Here is a 19,431-nt window from a genome sequence, read left to right on the forward strand (position 1 = left end):
TAGACACCCATGCCCCGATAGCGACAAACCAGTCCACGCTTTGTTGACTGACACGCCCCGGACGGGGCGTGTCTTTTTTGTAGGAGCGAGCTTGCTCGCGAAAGACTCACAAGCGCCGCGTCCCTTCAGGTTTACGCATTATCGTTGACATTTTTCGCGAGCAAGCTCGCTCCTACGTTCTCATAGCCCGCCGTATACGCATCCACTCTCGATAAGCCGCAGTCCGCTGCGCATCCGCAAGCTTCTTCGCCTCGGTGAAGCGCGCCCAGGTTGTTGCATCGCCGCTGTAGTGTTCGATGATGTTATACGCCTGCGCATCCAGTCGATCCGCTTCGAAAAACATCTGGGTGTTCTGCGCAATCTCCTCATCCCACCTTTGACTGATTGTGTAATCCAGCACCTGACTGTTCATTGTGTGACACCCTCCGCCCACTGAATTTCTTCCGCCCCGCACCAGCGCACATCGGTAATGCCGTATTTTTCCGCCATCGGCTTGGACACGCGCTTGAGGTTGTTTTGACCGAACCTGGGGATGACCGCCACGCCGGCATCGCAACTGGCCCAGTGCCATGCTTCAGCATTGTTCATGCGTGCCGTACGCACGATAAAGGACCTCGGCTCGCCGTGAAGTTGATACTTGATGGTAAATAGCTCGTTGGTTTTCATGAGGCCTCCCTATGCTCATGAACTACAGATAATTGACGTCAAAAAAAATTCAAAGAACTTGTCGGGCAATTCGATGGGGGGCTGTCAGCGCTGCGGCAGTCAGTCATCCACGGTAAATTCTACCCACCCGGCTTTGTCAGCGGGCCGCTCTATCTGGGCGATTACACCGCCGACGGAGGTACCGTCTGGCAAGTTCACCATGACGAAATTGGGATGGCCGGGCCACTCCAGTGGAGTGTCAAAGACCAGGCGAATCAGGGTAGGTTTACCGCTACCTGTCAGATTTACGTCAACGTGTTCGTTGAGGCGTTCATCTGCTTGGGTTCCGAGGTGACGCGAAGCCGTGATGATGCTGGCGGAGCCTTGATAATCGTAATACATGTTGCAATACCTCATGCAAAGGGCGGCGGATGCAGCCGTGTTCTTGTGTGGCAAGCGCGGGTCAATGATTGTTCAATCCAGATGACCCGGCGGCGCTGTCAGTGCCTGTGGGGCGTTGCGGTAGGGTCGTCGATCTGGATGATCGTGCCGTGGCGCCAGGCATCCGCCCCGGGTGCAATGGCCGGTGGGGCTATATCGGCGCGAGAGTGCTTCTTCTCGGTGCTGTCGATACCCAGGCGTTGATCGCGCTCGGCGACCATCCTTGGATCAGCCTGGCCGTCAGCGGTAAACCCCATCATCAGTTGAGGCACACCCAATGGCAGGCGCTTGTGCAGGTCGGTATGCCAGGTGTGCCAGGTCTTGCCGTAGGTGTGCACCAGCTTTTCCATCAGCGCGTGCTCGGCCACCGCGGGAATGCCAGGCGCGACCAGCTGGCCGGACTTCACCTCATGCACATGGCTGTGCCACAAGGCTTTCTCCGGTGCCGGCAGGCTGTTGAACAACTGCTCGCTGATGATGTATTCCACGCCCATCAACTTGGCGTCCTTGCGGTTGCCGTCGTAAATCACACACTGGATCACCTCCTCATTGAGGATGGCGCAGTAGTGGTGCGCTTCCATCTGCACGTCGGGGTGGCCGTTGTAGAAGTGAAAGCCGTCCAGGTAGGCATTGAGCGCGTCGATGGGCGGACGTGACTGGAGCAGGGCGGCACCGGTATCGAGTGCTCGCGTGACTGGCGATTTGGCATCACCCGGCGCCACCACGTTTGAGGCTGAGTCGTTGCCCGCGCACGCTGTCAACGAGGCGACGCAAATTGCCAGGCACAGCGATGGCAGTGCAGGTTGCAGGCGGTGAATGTTCATCGGGGATTCCCTCCATGGGCAGTTGTCGAGAACATCTAGAAAGCCTGCCGAGGAGGGTGTTCAACCGGATAGGGGGGCGCATGGTTTGCGACGATTTGTGGAACAAGCGTTCAGCGTACCGGGTCCTTTTTCACAAGCGTGCAGTTCGGCGCAAATAGCAGTCGCCACACCGGTTTACTGGTGCCTGACGGCAAGGACGGCATTCCGGCCGGGACCATCTGTAGCGAGACCCTAGCCCTGGAGTTTGATGGTCACCAGCAGTTCATTGGCGTTGTTCTTGCCGGCATCAACGACAACGCCTTGATAGGTGCGGCCTTCGGTTTTGATCTGAACCGTATGGGCCTTCAATAGTTGTTCCGGCCACGGCGGCAGGATTTGCAGCGACACGCCCGCACCCGCTTCCATAACCTTCGCCATGCACTCGCAAGACAGGGGATTCACGCCGAGCAGCGTGTCTTGAAGGTAGTCGATTTTGACGCGTTGCAAGGGGGGAGCAGCACCAGCGTGCATGGCAAGCCTCGTTGTGTTTTGCGTTTACTCCACGCAGGAGAGGCGCGACGATTGTCGCGAAACCACCATGTCTTCCAGGATTTCCCGAACGAGCCGATTGATCCCTGGCTCGCCGTGATACTGGGCACGGTTGATGTTGGCGATGGTGAACTGGTTGGCATCGGGCGCGAGCACCGTCACCGACAGGCTGTTATCCGGATTGATCGTGCAGGAGACACGGCAGTTGCACAGCCGCCTCGCAAGCGCGCGCTGGATTTGCGCTTTGGTCAACGTGTCCATGGGGTCACCGGATAGCAGGCCTTAACGGATCAAGGGTAGCTCAAATTGGTCGTGCGTAAAGGCTAGCGAGTTGATGGCAAGCCACTCGTCAGGGCCTCCCTCTATTTTTTGAACCCATACCTCCTGCGTCAGCCATATTTGATATGGCTGACGCTTAGCCTTATCCATCCGTTAAAGGTGAAACCTCATGAAGAAGCTCTATATGTGCCTGGGCCTTTGCAGTGCATTCATGCTCCACGGCTGTTTCGACAGTTCCGATAACACCACCAAAGACAATACCAGCGGCAGCAAGTCTTCCGTACAGATGCAGGAAGGCAAGGCGGACCAAAGCAAGTAAAAGAGCACCTGAGATTGTTTAATCTCCCAGCAGCGTCGAAACGAAAGTGTTGTGAAAGACTCCCTGCGGGTCGCATACCTTGCGAAAAGCGTTGAAGGCGTCGGTTCTCTCACTTCGGCGCTGTGCGAGGTTCTTCAAGAAGGCCGGATTGAACGGGGCAGAGGACGTCTGTGAGGGTTGGTCGGGATCATAGAAGCCGAACATTTTGCCGGTGTGGGGCATCCCTCCCAGGTCAACCCAGGCTCTTTCGATCTCTGCAAAAAAGTCCAGCAGGCGACCCGGGTAGTCAGATGCTGCGACGGCAGGCACGTACCCGATAAGGTCAAGGTTTACAAAAGTGGCATTGGGGGTTTGCGTGTACGTCCCGGCCAAGGCCGTGTCGCCGCCACGGACAAAGCGGAACTCCAGCGGGGCAACGACCAGGAAGTCGGAGGAGCCCTTGATACGTGTTTTAACCGCATCGAGCCCTTGCCAGGCTTTACTCAGGCCACTGTCATCCAGCGCCGGTAGCTCGATAAAGTAAGACATGAAAATGACGCGCGATGCCTTGGTCAGCCACAAGTCAGAGTAGACCGACGCGGCTTCATCGAAGAGCGTTTCGATCGTGAGGAACCCTGCATCAATGATCGCACTTGCGATTGTTGTGTTACCGCCATACTGAGCGGCGATAAGGGGAGGCTCGACGATAGGTTCAAACGGTATCAGATAGGGCGAGCCGAACACGTTTTCTCCCGCGAGGGCGCACGCATTGGGCACGTTTTTTTTCAGGTTCGGGATCTGTGTCGCAGGAGCTGCAACCACGTCCCACCACAAGGCCAGGAAGTTGTCGGTGTAGGGGTTAAGAAAGGACTCGACGCGGTCATGATCTGTGAGCAGCGCTTTGAACCTGGCGATGAATGCTTGCTCGTTGTCACAGACAATGTTCTTTTCTTTGCCTGAGTTCAGTGTCGTGGCCCACGGACGTGGCAACACTTCAAGGGTGACGGCTGTGACGATTCCCAGTGCACCCAGAGAGACGCGTGTGAACTGTAGAGGCGACCATCCATCGACTGCAGGCGTCTGAGCATCAATGGTACGCACTTGACCGTCCGGCCCCATGAGGGTGAACGCCGAGGCGGTTTCCGCAAAAATCGGTGCACTGATGGTGGCGCCATGGACATCGACGGCGGTCATCCCGCCAAGGCTGAAGAAGCCGCCGGCGGTCGCGGTCTGTAGCATCATGTCATGGGCGGTGAGGAAGGCATCCAGCTCATCCTCGCGAACGCCAGTGTTCACGGTGATCGTATTTTCCCTGGCGTTGAGCACAATCGACTGATCCCCGTGGGCACCCAAGTCTGCATAACAGGACAGGTCGATGAGCCAGCGGAGGGGGTTTGGGGCGATGCGATTGTCTTCGGCAACCAAGGCCGGCTGTGCATGTCGTTGGCCCGATACGCGTACTGTCGCGCCTGCCACGCCGGCCTGGCGAACGATGTCTTGAAGCTCTGCGAGGTGGGTTGGGGAGAAGTAGTATTGACCATCGATTTCCAGGGTGTCGACGATGTTCTGAGCCCAGTTTTTCCACGGTAGCGGCTGAACCCTGAAACTCAGGGTCGTGCCCGTTACTTCATAGGCGGCCAGCCTGCCGTTGTTGGCCGGCTGGACTAAAGGTTCTCCTTGATTCTGGATGCCAGCGACGGCGGACACATAAGGTGCGACGCCAATTGCATCCGCGGGAATACCGAGCAATGCAAGTGAAGGGCTGACCTTGTACAAACCATTTTCGAAGTTGCCACTGTTCCATTCGGAGGTATGCCATTGGCCTGTCGAATCCAGCCACTGGATTGAGAAGTTCATGACAAAAAGGCCGTTATTAAGGCAACCAATGCGCTCGACTTGTTTCATTTTGGTTTCCTGTTACGTGATTTTTAACGTCAGACGGGTTGAATGTGCAATCGGGGAAGCCGGCGCCAACTTCTAACGGCAAGTCACGAAAAGTTGGTTCCGGGTATTCCGTCGTAAAGAGCTTGTTTTATTCGATCAAGTTAATTGCAAAACCAATGAGGGTTGTTCCTACTGCATCATAAGTTGCTATCTGGCCGTTGGCGGCAAACCCCACAAACGGCGTGCCTTGACCTGATGACCCAGCCAGTGCATGCCCATATACCGTGACAGCCAGCGCGTCGGAGGGTACGCCGATCGTTTCCAGATTCGGTGTAGTCCGAGATTGCGCCACCGGGTAGTCACCGCTGCCCCATTGCGACGTATACCACTTGCCGTCGCTCTGGAGCCATTGGACTTTAAAGTTAAATACGTAGCCGCCTTTGTTATTGACGGTGATTTTTTGAACTTGTCTCATAGTTATCTCCGGCTATAGCAATGATGTGAGATGAGCACGTTTGACCTCTGTCTCTTGGCGACAGAGTGTTTTTTACTGCATAACTTGATTGCACTGCTCGGAGGCGATGGTGAACGCAGAAATCAAACAGGTCGCCTCGCGCCCTGTTTACTGATTACTGTCAAGTGAGTGAGCGGCTTAACGCCCACAGACCTACATCATTTATAAGACTAAAAGTGTTGTTTATGAGTGCCAACACGAGGTTGGTGGGCATCATGATGATATTGGGCGGGGATAGCCTCCTTGTCTGCAGGGTTGAGTCCTTTCTGATACTGAGGTGAGGTTAGTCGCGGTGCGGATGACCTGCCAGGCTGAGTAGAAAACTATTTAGCTATAAGCCCAATATCGGAAATAGCCGTCGCGGTAACTGTTCTCTTCGGTAATGCAGCGCCTCGGTCCGTCAATGGCCCGAGGCGTTGCACGCTTTCCCTCAGCGCATATGCAGGATGATCGGGCTGCTGCTCGCAGGGTCAGTATGCCCGCGCAACTTGCTCACCGCCTTCGCCTCGACCGCGCCACCGTTGTTGCCCCAGGTTCCGCGCACGTAGCTCAGCACATCAGCGATTTCCTGATCGGACAGCTGCTCACGAAACGCCGGCATGCGGTAGGCGTCCGGCATCCCGGCTGCCACCACGCGCTGCGAGCCGTTGAGGGTGATGTTGATCGCCGAGGCGCTTTCCTTGGCCAGTGCCGACGTGGCGCCGGCCAGGGGCGGCATCCATTCGGGCTGGCCTTTGCCGTCGCGGCCGTGGCAGGAGGCGCAGCGGGTCGCATAAGTGTGGGCGCCGGGCACATCCTGGCCCGCTGTCACCGCCTGATACTGCCAGGGGCTGCCATCACGCTGCGGGTCACCGGGCAGTGATTTGAGATAGCGGGCGATAGCGGCCAGGTCCTCGTCCTGCATGAACTGCGTGGAGTTGTTGAAGGCTTCGGTCATCGAGCCGTAGACCACGGCATGGGCATTGCGCCCAGTCTTGAGGAACTGCACGATCTGCGCTTCGCTCCAGCGGCCCAGGCCGGTGTTGGGGTCCTGGCGCAGGCTGGGTGCGTACCAGCCGTCAAGCAGCGCTCCAGCGAGGAACGGCGCGCCGGACTCATCCAAGGCTTTCTCGTTGAAGGCCAGGCCACGCGGCGTATGGCAACTGCCGCAGTGGCCGGGGCCTTGGACGATGTAGGCGCCACGGTTCCACAGCGCGTCCTGGCCGGGCTTGGCTGCATAGGTGGCGGTAGGCGCGAACACACCGTTCCACAGGGCGATGGGCCAACGCATATTGAGTGGCCAGGGAATATCGCTGGGGATGTTCGGCTGGTTGGCCGGTTGTACGCCCTTCATGAAAAACGCATACAGCGCGTTCACATCGTCGTCGCTGAGCTTTACATAAGACGGGTAGGGCATGGCCGGGTACAGCCGACGGCCGCCCGGTGCCACGCCCTGGCGTACGGCGCGATCAAAGTCGGCCAGGCTGTAGGTGCCGATGCCATGCTCGCGGTCGGGGGTGATGTTGGTGGCGTGGATCGCCCCCAGGGGCGTGGCCATTTCCAGGCCACCGGCGAAGGGCTGCTTGCCGGCCAGGCTGTGGCAAGCCACACAGTCACTCACCCGCGCGACGTATTCGCCGCGACTGACCAATGCAGGGTCGAAACTGGTGGCCTGTTGCTGTTCAAACGGCGAGGCGGGCTCGCGGGTGACGTACCAGGCCAGCAGGCCTGCGGCGACCAGGCAGGGCAGCGCCAGCCAGCCTGCGGTTCTTGCGAATCGGCGGTTGTTCATGGGCGTTCCCTGTGGGTTAACTGAAGGTGTGGCGGCTCAACGGCAAGCTGCGGATGCGCTGGCCGGTCAACTGTGCCACCGCATTGATCACCGCCGGTGCCACGGCGGGCAATGGCGGTTCACCGATGCCACCCATCTTTTCGCCGCTCTCGACGATCTTCACGTGGACCTGCGCCATACGTGAGGGCGGCAGGATCGGATACAGGTCGTAGTTACGCGCCCGTGGCATACCGTCTACGTACACCGCTTCCTCCAGCAACGTTTGCGACAGCCCCAAGGCTACCGCGCCGCTGACCTGGGCTTGAATGATCGCCGGGTTGACGATGCTGCCCGGGTCGATGGCCTCCCAGATATGGTGAACCTTGACCTGGCCGTTCTCGATCGACACTTCGGCGACTACCGCCGCGTGAGAGCCAAAGGGCGAAGCCATGGCCACCCCGCGTGCACGGCGCGTGCCGTCTTCGGCGGTGTAGGGGCCACGCTTCCAGCCACCGGACAGCTCGCCCACCGCTTGCAGCAAGGTGGTCAGCCGCGGGTTGTCGCGCAGCAGGTGCAGGCGCAACTCATAAGGGTCGTGACCGCCCTTGTCCGCCAGCTCATCCAGGAATGATTCGTAGAAAAAATCGTTAAGGGAATTACCCACTGAACGCCAGTAGCCGAGCATGGGCGCGCCCTTGACGTAGATCTGCGCGATGCGCTTGTTGGGGATCGCATAACTCTTGCCCGACAGGCCTTCCAGGGCGGTAGGGTCGATCTGCTCGCCCTGTTTGCCACTGAGGGCTTCGGTAGGGCCTTCGGTGGCACTCACCGCTTCGATGGCTACCGGCAGGCCCTTGTCGTCCAGCGCGGCACGAAACTTCACCACGGCGAGCGGGCGCAACACATCGCGCAGGAACTCTTCTTCACGGCTCCAGATCAGCTTGATCGGGCGGCCGACCGCCTTGGCCAGCGCGATGGCCTGCGGGTACGGATTAGCCGAGTCATACAGGAAATGCCGACCAAAAAAGCCCCCCAGCAGCGGGGAGTGCAGGGTGATTTGCTCGGTGGCGAGGCCGGTGCGTTTGGCAATGTCGGCGCGGAACATATCCGGCGCCTGGTTGGGCAGCCACACCTCAAGCGTGCCGTCGGGGTTGAAGCGCGCCAAGGCTGAAGGCGGCTCCAGCTGGGCATGGTTGAGGTATTGGTTATGGTAGGTGGCTTCGACCCGAGTCTTGGCGCCAGCCAGGGCGCCGGCGACATCGCCCTGGTTTTCGTCATCGCGGGCCGGGCCCTGCTGGGCGGCGAGGAAGTCGAGGTATTTGTCGCTGGAAAAATCCGCCGGCATCGCCCGTACGGTCGAGTCGGCAGAGGCTTCCTGCCATTCAACCTGGATGGCCTCCACCGCACGCTTGGCGTGCCACCAGCGTTCGGCCACCACCGCCACGGCGCCTGGCAAGGTATGAACCGAATGCACCCCCGGCATGACCTCGACCTGGGCCTGGTTGCGCAGGCTGCCCACGCTCATGCCCAGGCGCGGCGCGTGCTGGACGGCGGCGTGGAGCATGTTGTCGAGTTTAAGGTCGATGGTGTAAAGCGCCTTGCCGGTGGATTTGTCATAGGCATCCAGGCGTTTGACCGGCTTGCCGATCCAACGGAACTGGCTAGGGTCGCGCAGGGTGATGGTAGCGGGGTCGGGCACCGGCATATCGAGGGCACGACCGGCCAGTTCACCGTAGCCCACGGAGCGGCCGGAAGCGGCGTGTACCACGCGGCCAGGCTGGGTGGTCAGCTCGCTGAGCGGCACGCGCAGTTGCTCGGCGCCGGCCTGCATCAGCATGGCGCGGGCGAGGGCGCCGAGGCGGCGCATGGTCGGGTAGCTCATGCGCACCGACATGCTGCCGCCGGTGATGCGCAGGCCGTTTTCCATTACCACGTAGGCTTCACCCGGCGGGGCCGCTTCGACGATAAAAGTGGCGGGGTCGGCATCCAACTCTTCGCCGATGATCTGTGCCATGGCGGTGTGGGTGCCCTGGCCGCCTTCCATGAAGGGGCTGAGCAGGCGCACGCTACCGTCCGGGCGAATTTCCAGGAACGCCGGCACTTGGGTGCCGCGTTCAGCAGCGCCGGTGGCGGCCTGCACCCGCGACGAGCCCAGGGGCAAGCCAAAGCCGATGACCAGCGCACCTACGGCGGTACTGGCGAGAAAGCGCCGACGCGACAGGTTGATCGGCTCGTCCAATTTAACGCCGGGCAGGATCTCGGACATATTCATCAGGCGGTCTCCTTCCCGGCGGCCAAGCCATCCATGGCAGCATGGATGGCGTTGTAAGTGCCGCAGCGGCACAGGTTGACCATTGCCGCATCGATCTGCGCTTTCGACGGAGCGGGGGTGTGCTTGAGCAGCGCGGTGGCCGCCATCACTTGCCCGGACTGGCAGTAGCCGCACTGCGCCACCTGGTGCTCGACCCAGGCAGAGACCACGCGTTTACCCACCTCGTCGGCCTCGATGGCTTCGATGGTGGTGATCTCGCGACCGACCACCCCGGCTACCGGCGTCACGCACGAGCGCACCACATTGCCGTCCACCAGCACCGAACAGGCGCCGCACTGGGCCAGGCCGCAGCCGTACTTGGTGCCGGTCAGGCCCAGGTTGTCGCGGATCACCCACAACAACGGCGTGTCTGCCTCGGCCTCGACTTGATAGGCCTTTTGGTTAATACGTAATTCCATGGCTGGCTCACCTGCTGATCATCGGTTGGTGCTGCAAAATTCTTATAGGAACGGTGCGACTGTACGTCGCCCATCGTCGAACTCTAGACCACAGCGCAACAGCTATCTATGCAATCGACTTCAAGTTCAGAGGATCAGGCAAGAATTCAACAGGATTGGGTCACTGTCCTCTGTAGGAGCGAGCCTTCATCAGCTGCCAGTGAATTGAAACCCGCCTGACAGTTTTTCCTTCAAATACCCCACCAGCACCGTCACGGACCTGGGCACATGGGGCGAGTAGGGCCGAATCAGATAAATTTCATCGGCAAACGCGCCCTTGAGCGTCCAGCCCTTCAACACCTGCACCAGCTTGCCGCTGGCCAGGGCGGCATGGGCGCTGAAGTCCGGCAGCAAGGCAACGCCCAAGTGATTGAGCGCCGCGTCGCGCAAGGCCTCGCTGTTGTTGGTTGAAAAGCTGCCGGCGATGGGCACGGTGGTGCGCTCGATATTTTTGCTGCCGCGCTCGAAGGTCCAGGCCGGTTGGTCGCTGCCCCGTGGGTAGTAAAGGCAGTTGTGGGCGCCCAGGTCTGCCGGGGTTCGCGGTTCACCGTGGCGTTGCAGGTAGTCCTGGGTCGCCACCAGCACTGAGGTGGTATCGCACAGCTTCCACGCCACATGCGTCTCCGGCACCTGGAAACCGTGGCGCACCGCCAGGTCGTAGCCTTCGGCCGCCAGTGAGCTCAAGGCGTCGGACACGTCTAGCTGGATGCGCACTTGCGGGTACTGCTGCAAAAAACCGGAAAGGTGCGGCACCAGTTGTTGCCGGGCAAACGCCACGGGGGCGGTCAGGCGCACCAGGCCGCGAATTTCGCCGACGGAGTCGCGCACCGACGAGAAGCTGCGGGCAATCTGCGCATAGGCGCTGCGCACTTCGCGGGTCAAAGACAGCCCGGCTTCGGTCAATCGCACGCTGCGGGTGGTGCGGGTCACCAGGCGCGTACCGGTGGCTTTCTCCAGATCGGAGATGCGCTGGCTGACCGCCGATTTGCTCACCCCCAACCGTGCCGCGGCGGCGGTGTAGGTGCCTTGTTCTTCCAGCACCGACAGCCAGTGGATATGGGTCCACAGCCCTTCGATCTCAGCCTTTTCCATGATTATATTGTTCGCATAAAAGGACAATAAGTTCTGGATTCTGCTCTGGTTTGGAACAAATCAAAAGCCTATCGTGTGTCCCAACGCTACCCACCTGGGATCCATTGCCATGACCACGACCATTGAGCACTACATCAACGACCAGCGCGTGAGCCGCGATGATCGCTATCAGGACGTCTACAACCCGGCCACCGGTGACGTCACCGCGCGCGTGGCCCTGGCCAGCCGCCAGACCGTAGGCGAAGCCGTCGCTGCCGCCCAGGCTGCATTCGCCGGCTGGGCCGACACCCCGCCGATCCGCCGCGCCCGCGTGTTGTTTGAATACCTGCACCTGCTGCGTGAGCGCAAGGATGACTTGGCGCGCATCATTGTCGCCGAGCACGGCAAGGTCTTCACCGACGCCCAGGGCGAAGTCGACCGTGGCATCGACATTCTCGAATTTGCCTGCGGCATTCCCAACCTGCTCAAGGGCGAGCATTCCGACCAGGTCTCCCGTGGCATGGACAACTGGACCATGCGCCAGCCGCTGGGCGTGGTGGCCGGCGTGACGCCATTCAACTTCCCGGTGATGGTGCCGATGTGGATGTACCCGATCGCCATCGCGGCGGGCAACACCTTCATCCTCAAGCCAAGCCCCACCGACCCGAGCGCTTCGTTGTTCATGGCCGAGCTGCTGCGTGAAGCGGGCTTGCCCAAAGGCGTGTTCAACGTGGTGCAGGGCGACAAGGAATCGGTGGATGCGCTGATCGAACACCCGGACGTCAAGGCCGTGAGCTTTGTCGGTTCTACGCCGATTGCCCAGTACATCTACGAGAGCGGCGCCCGCAACGGCAAGCGCGTACAAGGCCTGGGTGGGGCGAAAAACCACATGGTGGTGATGCCCGACGCCGATATCGAGCGCACGGTCGATGCACTGATGGGCGCTGCCTACGGTAGCGCCGGCGAGCGCTGCATGGCCATTTCGGTGGCGGTGCTGGTGGGGGATGTGGGGGATAAGGTCATCGCTGCCTTGAGCGAGCGCGCCAAGACGCTGCGCATTACCGACGGCCGCGACTTGAAAGCCGAGATGGGCCCGATCGTTTCGCGGGCCGCCCTGGAGCGCATCAGCGGCTATATCGAGCAGGGCGTACAGGCCGGCGCGCAATTGCTACTCGACGGTCGTGACTACGTGCCAACCGAACCCGGCCTGGAAAACGGCTTCTGGCTTGGCGCTACGCTGTTCGACCACGTGACCCGAGACATGAGCATCTACCGCGAAGAAATCTTCGGCCCGGTGCTGGCCTGCGTGCGCGTCAACGATTTCGCCGAAGCGGTGAAGCTGGTCAACGACCACGAGTTTGGCAACGGCGTCAGCTGCTTCACCCGCGACGGCAACATCGCCCGCGAATTCGCCCGGCGCATTGAAGTGGGCATGGTCGGCATCAACGTGCCGATCCCGGTGCCGATGGCCTGGCATGGTTTTGGCGGCTGGAAGAAGAGCCTGTTTGGCGACATGCATGCCTACGGCACCGAGGGGGTGCGTTTCTACACCAAGCAGAAGTCGATCATGCAGCGTTGGTCGGAGAGTATTGAACAGGGTGCGGAGTTTGCGATGCCGGTGTCGAAGTAAGGTCTCACGAGCACTGTAAGTCCAAGTGTGGGAGGGGGCTTGCTCCCGATAGCAGAGTGTCAGTCAGTCTCTATGTGACTGAAACACCACTATCGGGAGCAAGCCCCCTCCCACATTTCGTACGCGTTTGTTCTGAATTGACGCGATGAGCATAAAAGTCCAGTATGGAATTATAAGTACAAAACAGCTGCTGTCCGTTTTTCTTCACTCTTGCCAAACTAACAACAACCCGCGAGAACCCGCTCATGAAGAAACGCCACCTTATTCCCGCCCTGGCCCTGAGTCTGTTCGCTGCCAGCCACCTGCTGGCCGCCGAGAAAACCCTTCGCATCGGCATCGAGGCCGCTTACCCACCGTTTGCGTCCAAGACCGGCGACGGCAAGATCGTCGGCTTCGACTACGACATCGGCAACGCCCTGTGCGCGCAAATGAAGGTCAAGTGCGTGTGGGTTGAAGGTGAGTTCGATGGTTTGATCCCGTCCCTCAAGGTCAAGAAAATCGACCTGGCGCTGTCGTCCATGACCATCAACGAGGACCGCAAGAAGTCGGTGGATTTCACCCACAAATACTACTTCACCTCCTCACGCCTGGTGATGAAGGACGGCGCGGTGGTGGATGACCAGTACGCCAGCCTCAAGGGCAAGAACGTCGGCGTACAGCGCGCCACCACCACCGACCGTTATGCCACCGAGGTGTTCGAACCCAAGGGCATCAACGTCAAGCGCTACAGCAATAACGAAGAAATCTACATGGACCTGGCCGCAGGGCGCCTGGACGCGATTTTTGCCGACACCATCCCCTTGAGTGACTTCCTCTCGATGCCACGCGGCCAGGGTTACGCGTTTGTGGGGCCGGAACTCAAGGATCCGAAATACGTGGGCGAGGGTGCGGGGATTGCGGTGCGCAAGGGCAATGGCGAGTTGGTCAGCGAATTGAATGCGGCCATCGACGGCATTCGTGCCAGCGGTGAATACCAGAAGATTTCACAGCAGTACTTCAAGGCTGATATCTACGGCGACTGACACAGGGAAATGCGCGGTCAATGTGGGAGCTGTCGAGCTCCCACAGGGGGGCGGCGCTGTCTTCAGAAAGGGCTCAACCCTTGAGTTCCTTCAAATGCTTGTAGACCGTCGCCCGCCCCATGCCCAGTACGTTGGCGACATAGTTGGACGCGCTCTTGCCCTTGAACGCGCCTTCGGCGTGTAACGCCAACACCAGTTCACGTTTGTGGTCGCGGGTCAGCAGGTTCAGGCTCAACTGACGCTCACGCAGCCAGCCATGCAGAAAGGTGTTGATGCGCTCCTGCCAATCATCGCGAAACAGCGCGTCCGGCTGGGCGATCAGCTTGCTCGGCGACAGGAACAGATCCAGCGCGGCCTTAGCGTTTTCCAGCAGTGAGATATTCAGGTTGATGCACAGCACGGCCAGCCGGCGACCGTTGTGGTCGTGCAGCACGGTGCTCAGGCTGCGGATTTTCTGGCCGTCCCAGTTGAGCTTTTCATAAGGCCCGATATTCACTTCGCTGACGTCACCGTCGAGCATGTCCTCCAGCGACGAGTCGTCACCCAGGCTGCGTTTGGACAGATTGTTGGCGATGTAGTCGACGGTTTGCGTGCGCAGGTCATGCAGGACCACCTCCGCATGGGGAAAGAACAGCGTGGCGATCGCATCGGCAATCGCACGAAAGTTCTGCATGACGTTGTCGTGTTCAGCGGTGTTCATCAAAGGGGCTCCAGGCGGACGGGGGAGAGCATACCAGCGTCCAGCCCGAACTGTGCGAGGTGCTCGGGCAGCGGCTCGCCGCGCACCAGTGCAGCGCTGGCCTGGCCCATGGCCGGTGAGGTCTGGATGCCGTAACCGCCCTGTGCCGCCACCCAGAACAGCCCCGGTACCTGTGGGTCAAAACCGCTGAGCAAATCCCCATCGGCCACAAAACTGCGCAGGCCGGCCCAGGTGCGCGTCGGGCGGCGGATGGTCAGGGTGGTGGCTTCCTCGATCTGGTAGATGCCCATGGCGATATCCAGCTCTTCGGGTTGCACGTCCTGGGCCTGGACCGGGTCGGCATTGGCGGGCGAGCCGAGGAACATGCCCGCGTCGGGCTTCATGTAGAAGGCTTCGTCAAGGGCCACCAGCATCGGCCAGTCATGGGCATCGACGCCGTCCGGGCCGGCGAAGATAAATGCGGAGCGACGTTTGGGTTGCAAACCGATGGAGGCCGCGCCTGCCAGGCCGCCGATATGGTCGGCCCAGGCGCCGGCAGCATTGATGATGACCGGCGCGGTGAAGGTCCCATCCTGGGTACGCACGTGCCACAGGCCGTCGATGTCGCGGCTCAAGCCCAGCACATGGCTGTCGGTGCGCACTTGGCCATTGTTGCGACGGATGCCGCGCAGGTAGCCCTGGTGCAGGGCGTCGGTATCGATGTCGCACGCCGTTGGGTCATAGATTGCGCCGTGGACTTTTTCCCGGCGCAGGATCGGCAAGCGTTTACAGGCCTCGTCGGCGCTCAAGCGTTGTACCTGTGCCACGGTGGCTTTGGCGCTCAGGTATTGACTGTCGAGTTCGGTCGGGTCGCCGGTGAAATCGACGGTCATTTCGCCCCGCGGAGTGAGCAGTGGGTGTTCGCAGAAACCTGCTGGCGGCTGGTCGAAAAACGCCCGGCTGGCCAGGGTCAGCGCGCGCACTTGCGGGGTGCCGTATGCAGCGGTGTAGAGCGCCGCCGAGCGCCCCGTGGAGTGATAAGCCGGATGGTTTTCGCGCTCCAGCACCAGCACCTTGGCGTGCTGCGACAACCAGAAGCCGGTGGACGCGCCGGCAATGCCGCCGCCGATGATGATGAAGTCTGCGTGATGCATGTGAATCTCCCGATTAGCGCTGGCGTTGGTACAGGGCATTGGCCAATGCAATATCTTCCAGGCCCAGGCCGATAGAGCGGAAAAACACATGGCGCTGAGGGTCCGGGCGCTGCGCCATATCGCTGAGCAGTTCGGGCAGGTCGCCGAGCACCGCACGTTTATCCCAGCCGTGCTGTTCGCTGGCAATCAGCATGTCGCCCGCCGCATCCGGGGTGGTCTGGCGATAATCGCAGTACACCTGCATCTGTTCGAGGCACACGGGAGGCACTTCGTGGGCACGCGGTGCGTTGGTGCTGATGGAGGTGATCAACGCGGGCTTGCTCAGGCGCATCGGGTCGATCACTGGGCCTGCCGATGAGGTGCAGAGCAGAATCACATCGGCATCTTGCAGCGCGGCATCGCAGCTGGCGGCGAGGCTCAGGCGCGGGTCCAGCGCGTTGAGTTGCGCTCGCGTTTCGGCGCTGGCACTGCCAAGGCTTGGGGAATACAGGCGGATGTGCTGCCAGTCACGCAGGTTTTGCACATAGCGCAGGTGTGCCTGGGCGACCTTGCCGCTGCCGATAATCGCCAGGCGCTGCGCCGACAGCGGCGCCAGCGCGTCGACTGCCAATGCGGTGGTGGCGGCCGTGCGTGCGGTGGTCAATTCAGCGGCATCGCACAACAGCAGCGGCTGGCCGCTGTGCATCGACATCAGCAGGGTCCACGCCGTCACCAGCGGGCCCTGTTCACGCACGATGTAGGGCGAGGTCTTGACGCCATACACGCCATCTTCTGCCAGCACTCCCAGGTAATTGATGAAATCTCCCGCGCCTTGGGGAAACTCCACCCACTGCTGCGCCGGCTGCACCGCCTGCCCGGCGGCGAGCTCGCGAAACAGCTTGCGCAGGATAGCGGGCACGTCGATTTGAGCCAGCAAGGTACGGGCCTGGGCCTGGTCGATGATGAGGGGGGGATTGGACATGGACGCCTCTGAATAAACTTATTTGTCCATTATGGACTTTTAGTTTGCGTTCGCAATAACCCATGGAAAAAATCAGATCAATGTGGGAGGGGCGGTGCGACGATTCGACTTGCCCCCGATGGCGGCGGGTCAGTCACAGATGTGCTTCTGACACTCCCTCATCGGGAGCAAGCCCCCTCCCACAGTTTTAACCATGGCGCGCCCAAAGGCGCCACTAACCAATGTGCAATATCGACAGTGAGCAATAGCGAAAACGGCATGTAACACGTGCCACGCTTATTGGAGGAACCTATTCGCTTGGAGGTGCGACTCATCTGACGGCTGATGTAGTTACGAGGGGGGCGCGATCTGTGTACGCAAACTCCACCAGCGCAGCCTGCCCCCTATGATGCAGTCAGGTGGGGTAATCGCAATTGTCTGAAAAAGGTACCTCATCAATGTTCTTGGATGATTTTTCTTCACTGAGCCCCGATTGCTATTTGCCCGGTGATCCCTCGTATTCAGAGATCACGGGCGCACTGGATTTCCCCAGCAACAATACAGCTGACCCTCTCAGCGAAACATCGAGCATTCTGGCCCGACCTCTGTCCCAAGAGGCGCTTTACAATACGATCATCCATGGACCTTTCACGGGCTCTTTGCGCAATACCCTGGAAGAACAGCTGCAGTGTATCGATGCGTATGCCCTCCGGGTTACCGCGCTGATCGATAGCATAGAACGGGGGAACGAAGGTGAGCGCAATATCCGGTTCCAACAGACTCGTCAGTTCCTGGAACCTGCAGGTTACTTTAGCGCCGGATTGTTGGCCGCTGGGTACGACCCCCATGAAAAAATCAGCGTGACATTCAACACTTACGTAGGGAAATGGACGCCGGAGGTAAAAACCAACACGGACACACGCACCTACTTTGCTTGGGAAATAGCAGCTGGCGCGCTAAAGCACGACCGGACATCGGAAGGTGGCCTGGTCAATTTCCGAACAACCCACATCGAGCCACAAGACCGCAGCAGGATCAGTGATCTGGAGGCGTTGGGAGCGCGACTCCAGGGCCATTGGGAAGCTGAGGTAGCCAAGCCAATGAGCGATGAGTCAGGGCCATTGGCCGAGCGCTCGGGCAAAGCGGATGTCTATGTGCTGCGCGGCACCTTGCAAAGCCTGTTAAACGATAAGACTGGCTTCGAACAGTCAAGCGTTGAAACACAAGAGGCGATCTATCGAACGTTATATTGTAACGGCCAAGTCATTATTCCCAATCTCTATGGTTACCCATTGGCAGGCTATGCCTTTATTCCTGACTTGCCCTTTGATGGGAATGTCGAGCATCGACCCAATAAGGGGTTGATGATTGATTTGAAGAGCGGCAAGGCCAGTGAAATATCGGGCGATAGAGGGTTTTCCGAGTGGGCCAAAGAAAATCGCGATCACATCGTCACTCGATTCAATGCCAGCGACAGACAAGGCGGTAAAGACGCGCATTGGCCCAAAGCTGGCGAGGTACTTGATCATTACATTGCGGGCAATCTTGCTACCTATCCGGGGCGTCAAAACATAGTCAAAGACAAGGCTGTGCCGGTGTGGGAAACATTCAATTATACGAAGTCGCGAGGCAGTGATTATTTTTTGAAGCACGGTAGCCTCAGCTCCGGTATTGCCGCAGCGTACCAAGGGTTAAATGCCAATAATGCGGTGTGGAATGACCAGACACAGGTATTTGGCGCCTCGCAGCAACGATGGAAGGCAATAAAAGAAGTATGGGGCAGTACCTTTGGTTATGCGCCCGTCGTTGGCAATCTGGGCCAGATCGTTTTCGGAGTGCACGACTCCATTTATGGCATGACGGCTAATGATCGCGTGGCAGGCAATGCCGCAGCGGCCATTTCAGCTTTGCAGCTGGCGCACGAGCTGTCGCCAGTCGGGCCAGAGGCGCAGGAGCCGCCACTCATACCGTTTAACGCCAGCGCCAATGATCGTTACCAATGGCACCCTGCAGCGCAGCCTAACGAAGTTGAACTGACGCGAATATCAAATGCTCCGGCCACTACGCCGTCCACCCCAGCGCCAACCTTTGCGGGAATGCGCGAGGTGGAGTTCAGGGGCAAGAAGTATTTTGTTGCTGACAAACCCGATGTGGCAGATGGTGAACATTACAAGTTGCGAGTACCCGACGCGCAAGACCCCTCAAAATTGGCATATAGCGGCATTGCCGCCAAGCCGGATGAGGCGGGAGTGTGGACAAGAATGGGCGTCCCGGGTGGGGGGCTGAAAGAATATTTTTCCCGTAAATACAGACAGGCACGGGAAACGTTGGACGCCGTTGCTCAACAACATGCCGACATGGCGCTCCCCGTCAAGGAACACGAGGTAGAGCAGTTTACAAAGACGCTGGTTACACTTATGGGCGAGAGTAATGCGGGTGAGTTCGAATGGATTGAAACCTACACTCACGCGGATTCCGACTTTGTCAACGGACCACTGAGAGCGGGTAAGACCACGCCTGAGCTTGAAGCGTTTCTCGGCGAGTTCAATCAATTGAACCCTTATGAAGGCAAAGCTTATCGCTCGGCTTTTGTTACGGATGAAGGCGCGAAAAGGCTTAAAGATGGTGTTGGGAAAGTGTTCCAGGACCCGGGGGTACAATCTGCTTCGGCGACGGTGCGTAATTCTGCCGAATGGGAAGGATGGGCCAAAGGCGCGGCGAAGCAGCGAACCCATGCCACCCAGCAGGTGGTGTATGTATTTGATGAGTCAGTGCCGAAAATGAATATGTCGACGGACTTTTTGAAGGACCATGTTGCCATAGGTGCTGGAAAGGTTTTGCAGGTGCTGGCTTTCAAAGAGCAGGGCCAAAAGTTGTTTGTGTACCTCGCTTCGCCCTCCAAAATACCGAAGCATGTTTACAATCTATTTGATGGGAAGATCATTTACTGATTGCCTGAGCCCCTCAGTCGGCTGGATGGCGGCATGACTATGTGCGCCACGC

19 protein-coding genes are annotated in these 19,431 nt (G+C 59.4%); 4 read left to right on the forward strand and 15 right to left on the reverse strand.

The features are described 5' to 3' along the window. Positions 1-172 precede the first annotated feature (172 nt). The 6 genes from FW800_RS18495 to FW800_RS18520 all read right to left on the reverse strand — a co-directional run bounded on the left by FW800_RS18495 (position 173) and on the right by FW800_RS18520 (position 2,699). Positions 173-412: a hypothetical protein gene (locus FW800_RS18495; protein WP_005787380.1), complete on the reverse strand. Its 240-nt coding sequence runs from the start codon at positions 410-412 to the stop codon at positions 173-175. After that, positions 409-666 carry a DUF6555 family protein gene (locus tag FW800_RS18500; protein WP_005787382.1) on the reverse strand — a complete coding sequence of 86 codons (258 nt, stop codon included), beginning with the start codon at positions 664-666 and terminating at the stop codon, positions 409-411. Before FW800_RS18500 ends, FW800_RS18495 begins: the two co-directional genes overlap by 4 nt. Before the next feature lie 99 nt (positions 667-765). Further along, positions 766-1,047: a hypothetical protein gene (locus FW800_RS18505; RefSeq protein WP_446438189.1), complete on the reverse strand. Its 282-nt coding sequence runs from the start codon at positions 1,045-1,047 to the stop codon at positions 766-768. A 98-nt stretch (positions 1,048-1,145) separates the two neighbouring features. Further along, entirely contained in the window at positions 1,146-1,910 is a 765-nt protein-coding gene (locus tag FW800_RS18510) for an OBAP family protein (RefSeq protein WP_446438190.1), read from the reverse strand. A 231-nt stretch (positions 1,911-2,141) separates the two neighbouring features. After that, positions 2,142-2,420, reverse strand: a complete 279-nt coding sequence (locus FW800_RS18515; RefSeq protein WP_446438191.1) for a hypothetical protein — start codon at positions 2,418-2,420, stop codon at positions 2,142-2,144. Positions 2,421-2,444: 24 nt separating this feature from the next. Further along, positions 2,445-2,699: a hypothetical protein gene (locus tag FW800_RS18520; RefSeq protein WP_446438192.1), complete on the reverse strand. Its 255-nt coding sequence runs from the start codon at positions 2,697-2,699 to the stop codon at positions 2,445-2,447. A 187-nt stretch (positions 2,700-2,886) separates the two neighbouring features. On the opposite strand from FW800_RS18520, the gene FW800_RS18525 reads away from it, so the two are divergent. Then, on the forward strand, positions 2,887-3,036 hold the full coding sequence (locus tag FW800_RS18525; RefSeq protein ID WP_179119819.1) for a hypothetical protein: 150 nt from the start codon (positions 2,887-2,889) through the stop codon (positions 3,034-3,036). 18 nt (positions 3,037-3,054) lie between these two features. On the opposite strand, the gene FW800_RS18530 is transcribed toward FW800_RS18525, so the two are convergent. The 6 genes from FW800_RS18530 to FW800_RS18555 all read right to left on the reverse strand — a co-directional run bounded on the left by FW800_RS18530 (position 3,055) and on the right by FW800_RS18555 (position 11,024). After that, positions 3,055-4,920 carry a D-arabinono-1,4-lactone oxidase gene (locus tag FW800_RS18530; RefSeq protein WP_078821014.1) on the reverse strand — a complete coding sequence of 622 codons (1,866 nt, stop codon included), beginning with the start codon at positions 4,918-4,920 and terminating at the stop codon, positions 3,055-3,057. Between the two features lie 127 nt (positions 4,921-5,047). Continuing rightward, positions 5,048-5,374 (reverse strand): hypothetical protein, encoded by a 327-nt coding sequence (locus FW800_RS18535; protein WP_078821015.1) that lies wholly within the window; start codon positions 5,372-5,374, stop codon positions 5,048-5,050. Positions 5,375-5,843: 469 nt separating this feature from the next. Continuing rightward, positions 5,844-7,184 carry a c-type cytochrome gene (locus FW800_RS18540; RefSeq protein ID WP_446438193.1) on the reverse strand — a complete coding sequence of 447 codons (1,341 nt, stop codon included), beginning with the start codon at positions 7,182-7,184 and terminating at the stop codon, positions 5,844-5,846. Positions 7,185-7,200: 16 nt separating this feature from the next. Further along, positions 7,201-9,435 (reverse strand): xanthine dehydrogenase family protein molybdopterin-binding subunit, encoded by a 2,235-nt coding sequence (locus FW800_RS18545; protein WP_248131575.1) that lies wholly within the window; start codon positions 9,433-9,435, stop codon positions 7,201-7,203. Then, positions 9,435-9,893 (reverse strand): (2Fe-2S)-binding protein, encoded by a 459-nt coding sequence (locus FW800_RS18550; RefSeq protein WP_032876571.1) that lies wholly within the window; start codon positions 9,891-9,893, stop codon positions 9,435-9,437. Before FW800_RS18550 ends, FW800_RS18545 begins: the two co-directional genes overlap by 1 nt. 189 nt (positions 9,894-10,082) lie before the next feature. Beyond that, positions 10,083-11,024 (reverse strand): LysR family transcriptional regulator, encoded by a 942-nt coding sequence (locus tag FW800_RS18555; RefSeq protein ID WP_032876567.1) that lies wholly within the window; start codon positions 11,022-11,024, stop codon positions 10,083-10,085. A gap of 109 nt (positions 11,025-11,133) precedes the next feature. On the opposite strand from FW800_RS18555, the gene FW800_RS18560 reads away from it, so the two are divergent. Both FW800_RS18560 and FW800_RS18565 read left to right on the forward strand, forming a co-directional pair. Then, entirely contained in the window at positions 11,134-12,633 is a 1,500-nt protein-coding gene (locus FW800_RS18560; protein WP_446438194.1) for a CoA-acylating methylmalonate-semialdehyde dehydrogenase, read from the forward strand. Between the two features lie 245 nt (positions 12,634-12,878). Beyond that, the gene (locus FW800_RS18565; RefSeq protein WP_032876562.1) at positions 12,879-13,655 is read left to right on the forward strand and encodes an ABC transporter substrate-binding protein; all 777 of its coding nucleotides are present in this window, start codon (positions 12,879-12,881) and stop codon (positions 13,653-13,655) included. Positions 13,656-13,728: 73 nt separating this feature from the next. On the opposite strand, the gene FW800_RS18570 is transcribed toward FW800_RS18565, so the two are convergent. The 3 genes from FW800_RS18570 to FW800_RS18580 are packed head-to-tail and all read right to left on the reverse strand — an operon-like array spanning position 13,729 to position 16,449. After that, positions 13,729-14,355: a helix-turn-helix transcriptional regulator gene (locus FW800_RS18570; RefSeq protein WP_005787407.1), complete on the reverse strand. Its 627-nt coding sequence runs from the start codon at positions 14,353-14,355 to the stop codon at positions 13,729-13,731. Continuing rightward, positions 14,355-15,488 (reverse strand): NAD(P)/FAD-dependent oxidoreductase, encoded by a 1,134-nt coding sequence (locus tag FW800_RS18575; protein ID WP_446438195.1) that lies wholly within the window; start codon positions 15,486-15,488, stop codon positions 14,355-14,357. The genes FW800_RS18570 and FW800_RS18575 overlap by 1 nt, the downstream gene beginning before the upstream one ends. Positions 15,489-15,501: 13 nt before the next feature. Beyond that, entirely contained in the window at positions 15,502-16,449 is a 948-nt protein-coding gene (locus FW800_RS18580) for an ornithine cyclodeaminase family protein (protein WP_228309713.1), read from the reverse strand. A 437-nt stretch (positions 16,450-16,886) separates the two neighbouring features. Between FW800_RS18580 and FW800_RS18585 the strand changes: the two genes are divergently transcribed. Then, the gene (locus tag FW800_RS18585) at positions 16,887-19,379 is read left to right on the forward strand and encodes a hypothetical protein (protein WP_446438196.1); all 2,493 of its coding nucleotides are present in this window, start codon (positions 16,887-16,889) and stop codon (positions 19,377-19,379) included. Positions 19,380-19,431: the final 52 nt, after the last annotated feature.

This window comes from Pseudomonas sp. 910_23 (assembly GCF_052850795.1).

What these genes read in the sequence shown, in the direction of transcription:
- FW800_RS18495 (WP_005787380.1), bottom strand. Translation starts at nt 412, where the DNA reads ATGAACAGTCAGGTGCTGGATTACACAATCAGTCAAAGGTGGGATGAG.
- FW800_RS18515 (WP_446438191.1), bottom strand. Translation starts at nt 2,420, where the DNA reads ATGCACGCTGGTGCTGCTCCCCCCTTGCAACGCGTCAAAATCGACTAC.
- FW800_RS18505 (WP_446438189.1), bottom strand. Translation starts at nt 1,047, where the DNA reads ATGTATTACGATTATCAAGGCTCCGCCAGCATCATCACGGCTTCGCGT.
- FW800_RS18525 (WP_179119819.1), top strand. Translation starts at nt 2,887, where the DNA reads ATGAAGAAGCTCTATATGTGCCTGGGCCTTTGCAGTGCATTCATGCTC.
- FW800_RS18550 (WP_032876571.1), bottom strand. Translation starts at nt 9,893, where the DNA reads ATGGAATTACGTATTAACCAAAAGGCCTATCAAGTCGAGGCCGAGGCA.
- FW800_RS18570 (WP_005787407.1), bottom strand. Translation starts at nt 14,355, where the DNA reads ATGAACACCGCTGAACACGACAACGTCATGCAGAACTTTCGTGCGATT.
- FW800_RS18535 (WP_078821015.1), bottom strand. Translation starts at nt 5,374, where the DNA reads ATGAGACAAGTTCAAAAAATCACCGTCAATAACAAAGGCGGCTACGTA.
- FW800_RS18530 (WP_078821014.1), bottom strand. Translation starts at nt 4,920, where the DNA reads ATGAAACAAGTCGAGCGCATTGGTTGCCTTAATAACGGCCTTTTTGTC.
- FW800_RS18520 (WP_446438192.1), bottom strand. Translation starts at nt 2,699, where the DNA reads ATGGACACGTTGACCAAAGCGCAAATCCAGCGCGCGCTTGCGAGGCGG.
- FW800_RS18560 (WP_446438194.1), top strand. Translation starts at nt 11,134, where the DNA reads ATGACCACGACCATTGAGCACTACATCAACGACCAGCGCGTGAGCCGC.
- FW800_RS18585 (WP_446438196.1), top strand. Translation starts at nt 16,887, where the DNA reads ATGTTCTTGGATGATTTTTCTTCACTGAGCCCCGATTGCTATTTGCCC.
- FW800_RS18500 (WP_005787382.1), bottom strand. Translation starts at nt 666, where the DNA reads ATGAAAACCAACGAGCTATTTACCATCAAGTATCAACTTCACGGCGAG.
- FW800_RS18580 (WP_228309713.1), bottom strand. Translation starts at nt 16,449, where the DNA reads ATGTCCAATCCCCCCCTCATCATCGACCAGGCCCAGGCCCGTACCTTG.
- FW800_RS18545 (WP_248131575.1), bottom strand. Translation starts at nt 9,435, where the DNA reads ATGAATATGTCCGAGATCCTGCCCGGCGTTAAATTGGACGAGCCGATC.
- FW800_RS18565 (WP_032876562.1), top strand. Translation starts at nt 12,879, where the DNA reads ATGAAGAAACGCCACCTTATTCCCGCCCTGGCCCTGAGTCTGTTCGCT.
- FW800_RS18540 (WP_446438193.1), bottom strand. Translation starts at nt 7,184, where the DNA reads ATGAACAACCGCCGATTCGCAAGAACCGCAGGCTGGCTGGCGCTGCCC.
- FW800_RS18555 (WP_032876567.1), bottom strand. Translation starts at nt 11,024, where the DNA reads ATGGAAAAGGCTGAGATCGAAGGGCTGTGGACCCATATCCACTGGCTG.
- FW800_RS18575 (WP_446438195.1), bottom strand. Translation starts at nt 15,488, where the DNA reads ATGCATCACGCAGACTTCATCATCATCGGCGGCGGCATTGCCGGCGCG.
- FW800_RS18510 (WP_446438190.1), bottom strand. Translation starts at nt 1,910, where the DNA reads ATGAACATTCACCGCCTGCAACCTGCACTGCCATCGCTGTGCCTGGCA.